This is a genomic window from Micromonospora sp. U56 (genome assembly GCF_018070095.1).
GTDB lineage: Bacteria > Actinomycetota > Actinomycetes > Mycobacteriales > Micromonosporaceae > Micromonospora > Micromonospora purpureochromogenes.
The window spans coordinates 64,003-76,419 of record NZ_JAGPYL010000015.1; the positions used below are offsets into that span (position 1 = coordinate 64,003).

General features: G+C 74.1%; 12 protein-coding genes. 2 read left to right on the plus strand and 10 right to left on the minus strand.

What is annotated here, in order from left to right:
• The first annotated feature begins 65 nt into the window (after nt 1–65).
• Nucleotides 66–692 (plus strand): hypothetical protein, encoded by a 627-nt coding sequence (locus KBX37_RS08435; protein ID WP_210775347.1) that lies wholly within the window; start codon nt 66–68, stop codon nt 690–692.
• Here KBX37_RS08435 and KBX37_RS08440 read toward each other — a convergent pair.
• A complete protein-coding gene (locus KBX37_RS08440; protein WP_307849000.1) occupies nt 652–1,671 on the minus strand; it encodes a S1 family peptidase in 1,020 nt (339 codons plus the stop codon). The genes KBX37_RS08435 and KBX37_RS08440 overlap by 41 nt on opposite strands.
• Before the next feature lie 242 nt (nt 1,672–1,913).
• On the opposite strand from KBX37_RS08440, the gene KBX37_RS08445 reads away from it, so the two are divergent.
• Complete coding sequence (locus KBX37_RS08445; RefSeq protein ID WP_210775349.1) at nt 1,914–2,609, plus strand: SGNH/GDSL hydrolase family protein; 696 nt, start codon at nt 1,914–1,916, stop codon at nt 2,607–2,609.
• Nucleotides 2,610–2,675: 66 nt separating this feature from the next.
• Here the strand turns inward: KBX37_RS08445 and KBX37_RS08450 are convergent, their stop codons facing one another.
• Genes KBX37_RS08450 through KBX37_RS08490 form a run of 9 tightly spaced genes read right to left on the minus strand, consistent with a single transcriptional unit; the run spans nt 2,676 to nt 12,245 of the window.
• On the minus strand, nt 2,676–4,034 hold the full coding sequence (locus KBX37_RS08450) for a hypothetical protein (protein ID WP_210775350.1): 1,359 nt from the start codon (nt 4,032–4,034) through the stop codon (nt 2,676–2,678).
• Entirely contained in the window at nt 4,031–5,005 is a 975-nt protein-coding gene (locus KBX37_RS08455; protein ID WP_210775351.1) for an alpha-ketoacid dehydrogenase subunit beta, read from the minus strand. The genes KBX37_RS08450 and KBX37_RS08455 overlap by 4 nt, the downstream gene beginning before the upstream one ends.
• Nucleotides 5,005–5,976, minus strand: coding sequence for a thiamine pyrophosphate-dependent dehydrogenase E1 component subunit alpha (locus KBX37_RS08460; protein ID WP_210775352.1), 972 nt, complete (start codon nt 5,974–5,976; stop codon nt 5,005–5,007). Before KBX37_RS08460 ends, KBX37_RS08455 begins: the two co-directional genes overlap by 1 nt.
• Nucleotides 5,973–6,770, minus strand: coding sequence for a DUF3050 domain-containing protein (locus tag KBX37_RS08465; protein WP_210775353.1), 798 nt, complete (start codon nt 6,768–6,770; stop codon nt 5,973–5,975). The genes KBX37_RS08460 and KBX37_RS08465 overlap by 4 nt, the downstream gene beginning before the upstream one ends.
• A gap of 1 nt (nt 6,771) precedes the next feature.
• On the minus strand, nt 6,772–7,701 hold the full coding sequence (locus KBX37_RS08470; protein ID WP_210775354.1) for a phytanoyl-CoA dioxygenase family protein: 930 nt from the start codon (nt 7,699–7,701) through the stop codon (nt 6,772–6,774).
• Nucleotides 7,698–8,807, minus strand: a complete 1,110-nt coding sequence (hppD, locus tag KBX37_RS08475; protein ID WP_210775355.1) for a 4-hydroxyphenylpyruvate dioxygenase — start codon at nt 8,805–8,807, stop codon at nt 7,698–7,700. Before hppD ends, KBX37_RS08470 begins: the two co-directional genes overlap by 4 nt.
• 59 nt (nt 8,808–8,866) lie before the next feature.
• Nucleotides 8,867–10,120: a beta-ketoacyl synthase gene (locus tag KBX37_RS08480; protein WP_210775356.1), complete on the minus strand. Its 1,254-nt coding sequence runs from the start codon at nt 10,118–10,120 to the stop codon at nt 8,867–8,869.
• On the minus strand, nt 10,117–11,736 hold the full coding sequence (locus tag KBX37_RS08485; RefSeq protein WP_210775357.1) for a class I adenylate-forming enzyme family protein: 1,620 nt from the start codon (nt 11,734–11,736) through the stop codon (nt 10,117–10,119). The genes KBX37_RS08480 and KBX37_RS08485 overlap by 4 nt, the downstream gene beginning before the upstream one ends.
• Nucleotides 11,733–12,245, minus strand: a complete 513-nt coding sequence (locus tag KBX37_RS08490; protein ID WP_307849001.1) for a beta-ketoacyl synthase chain length factor — start codon at nt 12,243–12,245, stop codon at nt 11,733–11,735. Before KBX37_RS08490 ends, KBX37_RS08485 begins: the two co-directional genes overlap by 4 nt.
• Nucleotides 12,246–12,417 lie beyond the last annotated feature (172 nt).

Consider the following 12,417-nt stretch of genomic DNA (forward strand, 5'->3'; position numbering starts at 1 on the left):
CGGCCACCCCGCCGGTACGTCACGAGAACGCCGACCGTGGACCGGCACTCGTACCATCCCCGGGCATGGGACGTGACCTGGCGGAACCACCGGCACGATGGCGGCTCGGTGGCCTCGACTGGCAGCTGCTCCTCATCGTCGGCGGGTTCGCCGGCTTCCTCGGAGTGCTCGGCCTACTGCTGCTCGTGCAGGGGGTGGGCGCCACTCTCGCCGAGTACGCCGGGTCGCCCGGCCAGGTGCGGGTCACCCGGTGTGTCCCGTTCGAAGGAAAAAACGAGGGGTGGACCTGCACCGGGGAGTTCGTCGCCGACGGCGGAGAGTTCCGCATAGCCGAGGTGACGATTGAGCCGTACCTGGAGGAACGCCCGGTCGGCCCGGTCCCGGCGCGAGTCGTCGACCGGGACTCCGAGGATGCCTGGATCCCGAGCCTGGTGCCGCTCACCGCCGGCGGCGGCGGCCTCGCGTTCCTGGGTATGGCCGGGTGGGTCGTCTGGGGGGTGTTCCGTCCCGGCGACCCGGAGGAGGACCTGTCGAAGCGGGCCCGCCGGCGCCTGGAACGGCAGCGGCGGGGCCCCGCCGGACCGCCGCAGCTGGGCAACCGGGCCCGCAGTCGACGCCGCAAGCGACGCCGGTCCGCCACGTGGGGCGGGATCAGAAGACCGAGACGCCGTACTTGCTCAGGGCCTCCTTGACCGGCTGGAAGAAGGTCTGGCCGCCGGTGCGGCAGTTGCCACTTCCGCCGGAGGTCAGGCCGAGCGCGGTGCTGCCGGCGTAGAGCGGGCCGCCGCTGTCACCCGGCTCGGCGCACACGTTGGTGCCGATCATGCCGCGCACGACACCCTCGGCGTACCGGACGGTGACGTTGAGGGCGGTGACCGTGCCGCTGTGGGTGCCGGTGGTGCTGCCGCGGCGGGTGACGGCCTGGCCGACGTATGCGTCACCGGCGGCGGTGATGTCCTGGGAACCGACGGAACCGCCGACGGCGACCGAGGTGTTGGTGTAGCGGACGATGCCGTAGTCGTTGCCGGGGAAGCTGCTGCCGGTCCGGTCGCCGAGCTTGGTGCTCAGCGCCGAGTTGGCGTACCAGCTCGCCGACAGGTCGGTGCAGTGCCCGGCGGTGAGGAAGTAGTAGGTGCTGCCGCTGCGCACGTTGAAGCCGAGCGAGCAGCGGTAGCCGCCGCCGTAGATGGCGTCGCCGCCGGTGATCCGCATGCTCAGCGTCCCGGCCAGGTCGGTGGTGCGCGCGCTGCCGGCGGAGGCGGCCACGGCGTCTCGGATGCGGGCCCGGTCGGCGGCGCTGACCGTGCTGTCCACGCCGACCACGACCTGGTTGGTCACCGGGTCGACGTAGATCGCGGTGCCGGTGACGCCGAGGTCCACCCGGGACTGCGCGCGCTCCAGCGCGGCGGTGCTGCGGGTGACCAGGCGGGCCTGCCCGCCGGCGGCCCGGACCGTGGCGGCGGCCCGCGCGTCGGTCACGGCGACGACGGTACGCCCGGAGGCGTCGACGTAGGAGCCGGCGGTACGGTCGGCGCCGAGCGCGGCCGTGAGGGTGGCGGCCCGCTCGGCGGTCAGGGGTGCGGGGGCGGCGTGCGCCGGTGCCGCGGCGACGGCGCCGCTGATCAGGGCGGCGGTGACGGCGGACAGCACGCCACGTCGAGTGAGTCTCACGCGTTCCTCCCGGGGAGGGCTGGACGGCCCGATCGGCCGATCGATGAGTGCACATGTTTCTCGCGGCACCGGGCCGGATCCAGGCCCCCGGCGCGGTTGTTCACCCCGGGCCGGACCGGACGTGGCCGCGTAACGCACCGACATCGATCGGCGCTGATGGGAAGTGGGGGCGCTGTCAGCTCACGGTCGTGCTCCCGACGCGGTGTCGACGCCTGCCCCCCGGGTCGGCTAGCCTGCCGGCCATGCCATCGACGCTGACCGAAGCGACCGATCCGTACTGCCTGCGCGAGGGCGAGAGCGCTGCGCTGCTCGCCGGGCATCCGTGGCGCCGGTTCGTGGTGCTGGGCGACAGCGTCGCCGAGGGGATGTGCGAGCCGGTCGACGGGTACCCGCCGGTGCAGTGGGCGGACCGGATCGCCGCCGAGCTGCGCGCGGCCCACCCCGGGCTGGCGTACCTCAACCTGGGCCGGCGGGGATTGCGGGCGCACGAGGTGCGCGCGGCGCAGCTGGACGCGGCGCTGGCCTTCGACCCCGACCTGGCGCTGGTGGTCTGCGGCGGCAACGACGCGTTCCGCACGGCCTTCGACCCGGACGCGGTCGACGTCGAGCTGGCCGCGATGATCGGTGCGCTGCGGGAGGCCGGGGCGGAGGTGGTCACCGTCGGCATGTTCGACGTCTCGCACAGCCCGGCCGTCCCGGCTCCCCTGCGGTCCGGACTGAGCGAGCGGATGCGTCGTCTTTCGTCGCACACCGGGCGGCTCGCCGTGCGGCTGGGCACGGTGCACGTGCACCTCACCGACCACCCCGCCGGTGCGGACGCGTCGCTGTACAGCAGCGACGGCCGGCACGGCAGCGCCCGCAGCGACGCCATCGCGGCGGCGGAGACGGTACGCCGGCTCGGCGCCCACCTCGCCGCCCGACGCGCGCCCCGGCCGTGACCCGGGATCGTCCGTCGTCTCCCGACGCCGGCCGCGACGGGCAACGACGGACGAGCCTCGGCCGGGTCAGTCGGTGAGCAGGATGCCGGTCAGCAGGACGCCCCGGGCGAGGTTGAGCACCCCCTCACAGCCGGGGTAGCCGACCCGGGCCAGCGCGCCGGAGCCGGTGCGGCCGAACAGGTACGGGGCGATGCTGTACGGCACCTCGGCGGTGACCACCTCCCCCGTCTCGATCTGCACGAAGTCCATCGCCACCCGGTCGGCCGGCATGTACCGCTGCAGGATGTTACCGCCCCGCGCCACGGCCGCCCGCACCCCGTCGGCCCAGGCCGCCGCGCTCAGCTCCGGGCCGATCAGCACGTCGTGGCCCGCGGAGCCGTCGGCCGGCTTGGCCACCAGCTCCGCCTGCTCGGCCAGCGCCCGGTCCAGCTCGGCCACGGTCAGCACCACCGTGTGCGGCACGTACCGGCGGATCAGGGCCTGGTCGTCGGCGGGGAGCTGGTCCAGGTCCTCGTAGAGCCAGGCGAAGTTGACCTTGTTGCCGAGCAGCCAGGCGGCGGCGCTGACGAACATCGGCAGGGTGCCGGCGGCGAGCGCCCCCGCCACCGCCTCCAGGCCGGCGCTAGGCGTGACCCGGTTGGGCACGAAGAGCCGGAACAGCGCGTCCACCGGCGCGCCGCCCACCACCAGCCGCCGGTCGGCGTTCAGGGTGGCGGTGGCGACCGGGGCGATGACCAGGTCGATGCCGAAGCGCCGGGCCTGGTCCACCAGGGGCGAGAGGATCCGGATGAACGTCTCCGGGTCGTCCAGCCCGGGGTACTCGGCGTCGAAGTCCATCAGCAGCGCCACCCGGGCCCCCTCGGCCAGGCCCAGTTCGTCGCGGATCGCCACGAACCGCTGGTCCAGCAGGGACGGTGCCGGCCGCGCCGGCACGCCGTCGAGGAGGCCGCGCTCCCGGTAGAGCTGGGCGAACCGCTGGATCACCGTGTCGGCGTCGAAGCCGCCGCCGAGGCTGCTGTCGATGTTGTACTCGACGATCCGCGGCTCCCCGCCGGAGAGCAGCACGTCCGGCCGGTACGCGGCCAGCAGCGCCTCGGTCAGCGGCTCGTCCTCGTCAAGCAGCCGGGTCTCCCCCGCCGGCACGCCGAGCAGCCGGCGCAGTTCCCCCGCCGTACGGGCGCGCCGCCGGCAGGCGTCCAGGACGAGCTGGGCGATCCGGTCGCAGACCTCGTTCAGCTCGCGGAAGGAGTCGGCCGCCAGCACCGTCGGCCGGGCCAGCCGCCACTGCTTGTTGTACGTCGCCCGGCCATGGAAGATCCGCTCCCACTCCTGCGCCCCGGCGGCGACCATCGCCCGGCGGGCGGCCTCCGGCAGGTCGGTCCACGCCCGGCCGGCCGCCGGCCACGGGTAGTTCACATCGATCATGATCCGTCCTTGGTCACGTGGTGGATGGCGGCGGTGAGGGCCGCCCGGCCGGGCTGTACGGCCCGGTCCAGCACGGGCGCGAAGGGCAGCACCGCGCCGTCCGGGCGGGTGACCCGCCGGGGCGGGGCGGCCAGCGGGACCCGTTCCACGACACTGGCGATGATCTCGCCGGCGATGCCGCAGGACCGGTTGGAGTCGTCGAGCACCACCAGCCGCCCGGTCCGGGTCACCGAGTCGACCAGCCCGTCGAGGTCGAACGGGTAGAGCGTGCGCGGGTCGAAGACCTCGACCGACACCTGGTCGGCCAGCTCCCCGGCGACCGCGAGCGCGTCGTGCACCAGGTGCCCGACGGCGACCACGGTCACGTCGTCGCCGGCCCGGCGCACCACGCCCCGGCCCAACGGCACCGGGGCGAGGGTGGCGAAGTCGACGTCCTCGCGGACGTCCAGCGCGCCGGCCGGGGCGAAGACCACCACCGGGTCGTCGTGCCGGATCGCCGAGACCAGCAGCCCGTACGCGTCGGTCGGGGTGGCCGGCACCGCGGTGACGATCCCGACGTGGGCGAAGAGCGAGTACGGGTGGTCCGAGTGCTGCCCCGCCCAGCCCGTCCGGGAACCGGAGCCGGGCACCAGGTAGGTGACCGGGGCGGCGCACTGCCCGCCGGTCATCAGCGGGAACTTGTGCGCGTGGTTGACGATCTGCTCGAAGACCAGGAAGAGCAGCGACGGGATCTGGAACTCCACCACCGGGCGCATCCCGGCCAGCGCCGCGCCGGTGGCGAAGCTGGTGAACGCCTGCTCGGACAGGGGCGTGTCCAGGACCCGCTCCGGCCCGAACCGCTTGAGCAGTCCGGCGGTGACGTTCGACGCGGCCACCCGGATGTCCTCGCCGAGCAGGAACACGCTCTCGTCGCGGGCCAGTTCGTCGGCGAGCGCCCTGGTCAGCGCCTTGCGGTAGGACAGCCGTGGCATCAGCCACCTCCCGTCCGGGCGGTCAGCCCGCTGGCGTACAGGTGGTCCAGCGCGCCGGCCGGGTCCGGCTCGGGGCTGGCCAGGGCGAACGCGACGGCCGCGTTGAGCGTCGACTCGACCTCCGCGTTGACGGCTGCCCGGTCCGCCGGGACGAGCCGGGCGCCCTGAATCTGCACCGGGTCCCGGGAGCGGCCCTCGGCGACCTCCTCCGGCGGGCGGTAGTCCAGGCGTACCGCGTGTTCGAAGGTGTGGTGGGCGTCGAAGCGGTAGGTGCGGGCCTCGACCAGCTCCGGGCCGCCGCCGGCGCGCATCCGTGCGACGGCGGCGGCCGCGGCGTCGCGTACCGTCTCCGGGTCCTGGCCGTCGACGACGGCGGCCGGCATGCCGAACGCCTCGGCCCGGCCGACGATGGTGCCGGCGACCGCGCCGGCGACCGGCATGGTGGTGGCGTAGCCGTTGTTCTCGCAGACGAAGAGCACCGGCACCCGCCAGAGCGCGGCCAGGTTGAACGCCTCCAGCAGCATCCCCTCGTTGACCGCGCCGTCGCCGAAGAAGGTCGCCCCCACCACGCCGTCGCCGCGCCGCCGACGGGCCCAGACCGCGCCGGTGAGGATCGCCCCGGAGGCGCCGACGATGGCGTTCGCGCCGAGCACCCCGAGGGAGAAGTCCGCCGCGTGCATAGAGCCGCCCCGGCCCCGGTTCAGCCCGGTCTCCCGGCCCAGCAGCTCGGCCATCATCCGGGCCGGGTCGGCTCCCTTCGCCAGCACGTGCCCGTGCCCGCGATGGGTGCCGGTGACCAGGTCGGAGTCGCGCAGCGCGGCGCACACCCCGGCGGCGATCCCCTCCTGACCGAGGTACGGGTGGATGCCGCCGACGATCGCCCCGGAGTGGACCAGCTCGACGGCCCGCTCCTCGAAGCGGCGGATCAGTCGTACCGTGCGGTAGAGCCGGACCGGGTCGGCGTCGGTCACCGGTCGCGCCCCTCCTTGACGGCGACGAGGATGTCGTCCCACAGCGCGGCCCGGGCGGTGAGCGCCAGGTTGACCGTGTCGGCGCACTCCTGCCACTTGACGTCGTCGTCGCCGCAGAGGTCGGCGAGCATCTGCATCGCCATCGGGGTGTGCTGCTCCCCGTCGACCTCGATGTGCCGCTCCAGGTAGTCGACGAACGTGTGCAGCCGGTTGCTGCGCTCGTTGACGGCGACGACCTGGGTGAACATGTCGGGGATCAGGTCCTCGCGGCCGAAGGCGAACGCGGCGGCCTGGCAGTGCACCGGGGTCGACTCGATGATCTTCCAGGTGGTGGCGGCGAACCGCGCCGACGGGGCGGGGACGCCGGCCTCGACCAGCGCCTCGGTCACCGGGCGGCCGGCCCGCAGCAGCTCGACCAGCGCGTCCACGGCGGTGGTGTGCGCGCCGGCCTCCCGCATGCCGCGCACGTAGAGCTCGAAGTGGCTGATGAAGCCCTCGCCGAGCTCGTCGCTCTCCTCGACCATCACGATGTCGTTGATCAGGCGGCGGCTGCCGGTCGGGCCGGTCGGGATCCACGGCACGGTGACGCAGGTGAGCTGCCGCTGCAGCGACGTCAGCAGGGACATGAAGTCCCAGACCGCGAAGACGTGGTGCTCCATGAAGGTGACCAGCGCATCGTGGGTGTCCAGGTTGGCGTAGAGCGGGTGCTTGACCACCGCGTCGCGGCGGTCGGTCACCGCCTGCTCCAGCCGCTCGATGCCCGGGTGCGTCCTCCCCCAGTCGTAGCGTGACATGTCAGCCTCCCTGCTGGGCGCGGTCACGCCAGATGACCGGGCAGTATTCGGGGTCCGCGTAGTCGGGCCGCCCCTCGTGGGTGCGGCGGACGAGCACGTCGTGGTTGTACGCGGCGAGCGTGCCGTCGGAGAGCGGATACTCCCGCCAGGCGTTGTCGCCGTCCTGCAGGTGCAGCGAGATCGCCTGCCGGGGGCGACCGCTGACGTTCGCGCCGCTGCCGTGGTAGGTGCGGCAGTGGTGGAAGCTCAGGTGCCCCTTGGGGATCACCATCGGGATCTTGCGGATCTCCGCGCCGTTGTACGCGGCGTTCTCGGCCAGCATCTCCTCGAGCTGGTCGCGGTCCCGGTCGGCGAAGTGCCGCACGACGGTGTCGTCGGCGCCGATCTCCTGCCACCGGTGCGAGCCGTCGACCATGGTGATGGTGCCCATCTCCTCGCCGCAGTCGTGGAACGGGATGAAGGCGGTGAGCATCTTCTCCGACGACGAGGACGCCCAGTAGTGCTTGTCGAAGTGCCAGGGCACGATGTTGGACGGCTCTCCGGAGATCGGTGGCTTGTAGATCAGCGTGGACTGGAAGACGCGGATCTCGTCGGCCTGCGCCAACCGGGCGGCGACCGCCCCGATCAGCGGCTTGCGCAGGATCGCCGCGAGCCCGTCGTGCTCGTGGTGGACGTAGTCGTTGTGCCGCTGCACCGGGCCCCTCGACGGCTCCCAGTAGGCGAGCTTCGGCGGGCGCACCGGCAGGCGGCGGTCCCGCTCGCCGGCGTAGTAGCGGTCGGCGGCGGCGGTGAGCGCGTCCACCTCCTCGTCGGTGAGCAGCTTCTTCGACAGGTACCAGCCGTGTTCGGCGTAGCAGCGCACGTCCTCGTCGGACGGGAGCAGCGCCTCCTCCTCGGCGGTCAGCGTCGGATGGAACTCCGTGGTGGTCATGCCCCAACCCCTCGTGCCGTGCCGGCCACGACGGCGGGGGTTGCCCCCGCCGCGGCCAGCTCCCGTTCCTTGGCCTCGTAGAGCGCCTTGATGTTGCCGCTGCCGAAGGTGCGCGCCCCGCGCCGCTCGATCAGTTCGAGGAAGAGGGTGCGGCGCACGTGCATCGACTCGGTGAAGATCTGCAACAGCTGCCCGCCGTGGTCGGAGTCGACCAGGATGCTCAGGTCGCGCAGCCGATCCAGCGGCGCGTCGATCGGGCCGACCCGCCGCTCCAGGTCGTCGTAGTAGGCCCCGGGGGTGCCGGCGAAGCGCACCCCCCGCTCGGCCAGCGCCCCGACGGCGGTGACGATGTCGTCGGTGCGCAGCCCGAGGTGCTGCACCCCCGCGCCGTGGTGCTCGGTGAGGAACGCGTCGATCTGGCCGGGGCGGTGGCCCGCGTCCGGTTCCAGCAGCACCAGGGTGACCCGCCCGGACGGGCTCTGCACCACCTTGGAGTTCATCGCCTGGCCGGCGACCTCGATGTGCTCCTCGAAGATCTGCGCGAAGCCGAAGACCCGCCGGTAGTGCGCGACGGTCTCGTCGAGCTGCCCCGGCGGCACGCAGACCGCCAGGTGGTCGATCTCGGCGAGCAGTTTGTCGTCGTCGGTGACCGGCGGCGTCGTCTCCACCGCCCCGGGCAGGAACTCCGTCCGGTCGCCGCGCCGCTCCACCAGCCGGTGCAGCACGTCGCCGAAGCCGCCGACCTCGGCGGTCACCACCTCGGCGTCCGCGCCGGTCCAGGTCCGCGGCGCGCTCACCCCGGTCGCACCCCGGGCCACCAGTTCCGCGTACGCCCCGGCGGCGTCGCCGACCTCCAGCGCCACCACCGCGATCCCGTCGCCGTGCCGCTGCACGTACGTCGCGGCGGGATGCCCGGCGGTCAGCCCGGAGGTGAGCAGCATCCGGATGTCGCCCTGGCTGAGCAGCAGCGAGCGCTGCCCGGCCAGTCCGGTCTCCGGGCCCCCCTGGCCCCGCAGTTGGAAGCCGATCGCGGTGCCGAAGTAGAAGGCGGCCTGCCGCGCGTCCCCCACGTACAGTTCGATGTGGTCTATTCCACGGATGTCCATCTCCAGCCCTTCCCCATGTCCCCCCGTGAGTGCGGTCCGGGCGCGTACCGCCCGGGTTGTCACCGGTGCGGCCCGGCGGCCCGCGCCCCGGCGGTGCGCCGCAGCAGCAGGCTGACGTTCTGGCCGCCGAAGCCGAACGAGTTGGTCAGCGCGAACTCCGTCCCGGTCGCCCGGGGCTCGACCCGGATGTGGTCCGCCGGGCAGTCCGGGTCCGGGTCGTCGAGGTGGTACGTCGGCGGCAGCAGCCCCGCGCCGAGGGCCAGCGCGCAGGCGGCCGCCTCGACCACCCCGGACGCGCCGAGCAGGTGCCCGGTGAGCGCCTTGGTGGAGCTGACCGGCACCCCGCCGACGCCGAAGACCGTCGCCAGCGCGGTGGTCTCGGCGATGTCACCGAGTTTGGTGCCGGTGCCGTGCGCGTTGACGTAGCCGACGTCGCCGGCCGACACTCCCCCGCCGGCGAGCGCCCGACGCATGCACTCGGCCGCGCCCGCGCCGTCCGGTCGGGGCGCGGTCGGGTGGTACGCGTCGGTGGTCGCGCCGTACCCGGCCACCTCGGCGTAGGCGGTGGCGCCGCGCGCCGCGGCGTGCTCGGCGCGTTCCAGCACCAGCAGCGCCGCCCCCTCGGCGAGGACGAAGCCGTTGCGCCGGGTGTCGAACGGCCGGCTGGCCCGGGTCGGGTCGTCCCAGCCGCGGGCCAGCGCCCGGGCGTTGCCGAAGGTGTCGGCGAAGGTCGGGAAGAGCGGCGCCTCGCTGGCCCCGCAGAGCACCACGTCGGCCTCCCCGCCCCGGATCAGCCGGACCGCGTCGGCGACCGACTGGGCGCCGGAGGCACACGCCGTGCCCACCGCGGAGCTGTAGCCGCGGATGCCGTGCGCGATGGCGATCCGCGCCGACGGCATGTTCGGCAGGATCCCGGTCAGCAGGTACGGGCTGACCGCCGCCCGCCCCCGGGCGGCCCGCGCCACCACCTGCGTCTCCAGCGTGGACATCCCGCCGACCCCGCCGACGATCACGCCGATCCGCGCCGGGTCGACGTCCCGGCCGACCTCGATGCCGGCGTCGGCGAGCGCGTCGGCGGCGGTGAGCAGCGCCAGCACCACGATCCGATCGAGCACCCTGGTCTCCGGGCCGGCGGCGACCGTACGCGGGTCGATCGGCGGCAGCAGCCCGGCGACCTCCAGCGACTCCCGGGCGGGGTGCCCCTCGGGCGGCCGGGCCAGGCCGGACTTCCCGCTGGTCAGCGCGTCGAAGGTGGCCGCCACACCCCGCCCGACGGGGCTGAACAGCCCCATCCCGGTGATGACGGCGGTCATGACGGCGACTCGGTCAGATAGCGCTCGCGCAGCGCCACCTTGCGTACCTTGCCGGTGACGGTGACCGGGATGTCGGCGGAGGCGACCGGCACCACCCGGCGCAGGGTCGCGCCGACGTCCGCCCCGAGCGCGGCGCGCACGGCCCCGGTGCGGTCGGTCCCCGGGTCGGCGCCGGCGGCCAGTTCCAGCAGCACGTCGGTGACGACGGTGCCGTCGTCCTGCTTGACGATCACCACGGTGCAGTCGGTGACGTCGGAGCAGGCGGCCAGGATGCGCTCCTCCGACAGCGCGGTGAAGAAGCGCCGCCCGTCGGCCACCTCGACCGAGTCGACGGCCCGGTCCAGGTGGTGGTAGCGGCCCTCGGCGTCGGCGTACACCAGGTCGCCGGTGAGGTACCAGCCGCGCAGCCGGGACCGGTAGGTGGTCACCGAGTCGTTCCAGTAGCCGCGGAACAGCGACGGTGAGTCGATGCCCAGCCAGCCCACCTCCCCGGGCGGCAGTTCGTTGCCGTCGAGGTCGAGCACCGCCACCCTGGTGAACCGGTAGGGACGGCCGACGCAGCGGCCGTACCGGTCGGTGTCGGCGGTGTGGGTGATGTGGAACATCGAGTGGCCCATCTCGCTGGAGCCGAGCCCGTCGATGAAGACCGAGCCGGGCACCCGCACCACGCCCTCACGGGTGACGGTGTCCCGGGAGCCGACCGCGACGAGGCGCCGCACGTGCGGCTCGTGCGAGCAGTCGCCGGTGTTGAACCACAGCCGCACCGAGTCCAGGTCGTACCCGGACAGGTCGAAGCGGGCCAGCTCCGCCCAGGTGACGGAGAAGCCGAACACCCCGTCCGGGCGCCAGCGCTGGATCGCGTCGAGTACCCGCTCGCCGCCCTGCTCGGACAGGAGCAGCATCTCCGCCCGGTTGCCCAGCGCCTGGTTGACCATCAGCACGGTGGCGGTGTGCGGGGCGGGCAGCGCGTTGAGGATCCGGCTGGTGCCCTGCGCCTGCGGCATGCACAGCAGATGCCGGGTGGCGGCGAAGAGGCTGGCGTGCGAGTGCAGCACCGCCTTCGGCACCCCGGTCGTGCCGGAGGTGTGGGTGATGACGATGGGGTCCTCGTCGTGGTGGCGGTAGTGCGGCGGCGCGTCGGCCGGGTCACCCGCGCCCGCCTCGGCGGGCTGCCCGAGCAGCGGCGCGCCCAGGTCGTGTCCCGCGAGGGCCTCGGTGTGCGCGGCGTCGGCAAGCACCCCGGCGGCGCGCAGCCGGCGGATGTACTCGGCGGCGATCTCCGGGCGGAGCTTGCCGTTCATCAGCGCGGGGATCGCGCCGAGCCGGGTCAGCGCCAGGAAGCTGAGCACCATGTCGGCGGCACCGGTGGCCCACACCGCGATCGGGTCGCGAGGCCGCACGCCGCGCCGGTGCAGCCAGGCCGCCCGGGCGGCGACCCGCTCGTCGAGCTGACCCAGGGTCAGCGGCCGCTCGGCGGGGTGCCCGTCGACCGGGGTGTCGAAGGTCAACCCCGGTCCCGTCGGGTCGGCCCCGTGCGCCAGCACCCGGGCGAGCACGTTGCCGGCACCCAGCGCGGTGTCGGCGGCGAGCACCCCGCGCAGTCCCTTCGTCCTCATTGCCTCGTTCCTCCCCCCAGCAGCACCGCGACCGCCCCGGTGGGCGTGCCGTCGGGTGCCTCTTCCATCAGAACCAGCAACGCCTCGTCGGCGTCGCCGTCGTACAGCAGCAGGTCCGCCTGGGCCAGGCCGTCCGCGCGCGGGTCACCGGTGGGGCTCAGGCACACCACCGGGCCGTCCAGTCCCCAGCGCGCAGCGACGTGCCCGGCCACGCTGTTCGGCACCGACTGGAAGAAGAACAGCGGCCCGACCCGGCCACCGGCGGCCACGGTGGCCCGGACGTGCACGGCGCTCGGCCGGTCACCGGCGGCGCTGACCAGCACCACCGCGCGGGTGGTGCCCGCCGGCGCCGGCCGCGCGCCGTACCCGCGGGCCAGGCAGCGGTCGGCCACCGCCGCCACCAGCGCCGCGAACGGCGAGTACACGAACCCGGGCAGCGCCGGCGGCGCCCCGTCCCCAGCCTCCGGCCACCGCCCCTCCGCCAACCACCCACTCCCCCCACCCCCCACCTCGCGCGATCTTGCAGTTTCGGCCCGCGAATCGCCCGTGTTGGCCGATATGTCGGGGCCGGAAGTGCAAGATCGCGGGGTGTCCGGGGTGGGGGTCATGGGGTACCTACCAGGAGGGCGGTGTTGGCGCCGCCGAAGGCGGCGTTGAGGGTGAGGGCGTGGGGGGTGGTGA

What these genes read in the sequence shown, in the direction of transcription:
- KBX37_RS08450 (WP_210775350.1), bottom strand. Translation starts at nt 4,034, where the DNA reads ATGATCGATGTGAACTACCCGTGGCCGGCGGCCGGCCGGGCGTGGACC.
- KBX37_RS08435 (WP_210775347.1), top strand. Translation starts at nt 66, where the DNA reads ATGGGACGTGACCTGGCGGAACCACCGGCACGATGGCGGCTCGGTGGC.
- KBX37_RS08480 (WP_210775356.1), bottom strand. Translation starts at nt 10,120, where the DNA reads ATGACCGCCGTCATCACCGGGATGGGGCTGTTCAGCCCCGTCGGGCGG.
- KBX37_RS08455 (WP_210775351.1), bottom strand. Translation starts at nt 5,005, where the DNA reads ATGCCACGGCTGTCCTACCGCAAGGCGCTGACCAGGGCGCTCGCCGAC.
- KBX37_RS08465 (WP_210775353.1), bottom strand. Translation starts at nt 6,770, where the DNA reads ATGTCACGCTACGACTGGGGGAGGACGCACCCGGGCATCGAGCGGCTG.
- KBX37_RS08445 (WP_210775349.1), top strand. Translation starts at nt 1,914, where the DNA reads ATGCCATCGACGCTGACCGAAGCGACCGATCCGTACTGCCTGCGCGAG.
- KBX37_RS08485 (WP_210775357.1), bottom strand. Translation starts at nt 11,736, where the DNA reads ATGAGGACGAAGGGACTGCGCGGGGTGCTCGCCGCCGACACCGCGCTG.
- KBX37_RS08470 (WP_210775354.1), bottom strand. Translation starts at nt 7,701, where the DNA reads ATGACCACCACGGAGTTCCATCCGACGCTGACCGCCGAGGAGGAGGCG.
- hppD (WP_210775355.1), bottom strand. Translation starts at nt 8,807, where the DNA reads ATGGACATCCGTGGAATAGACCACATCGAACTGTACGTGGGGGACGCG.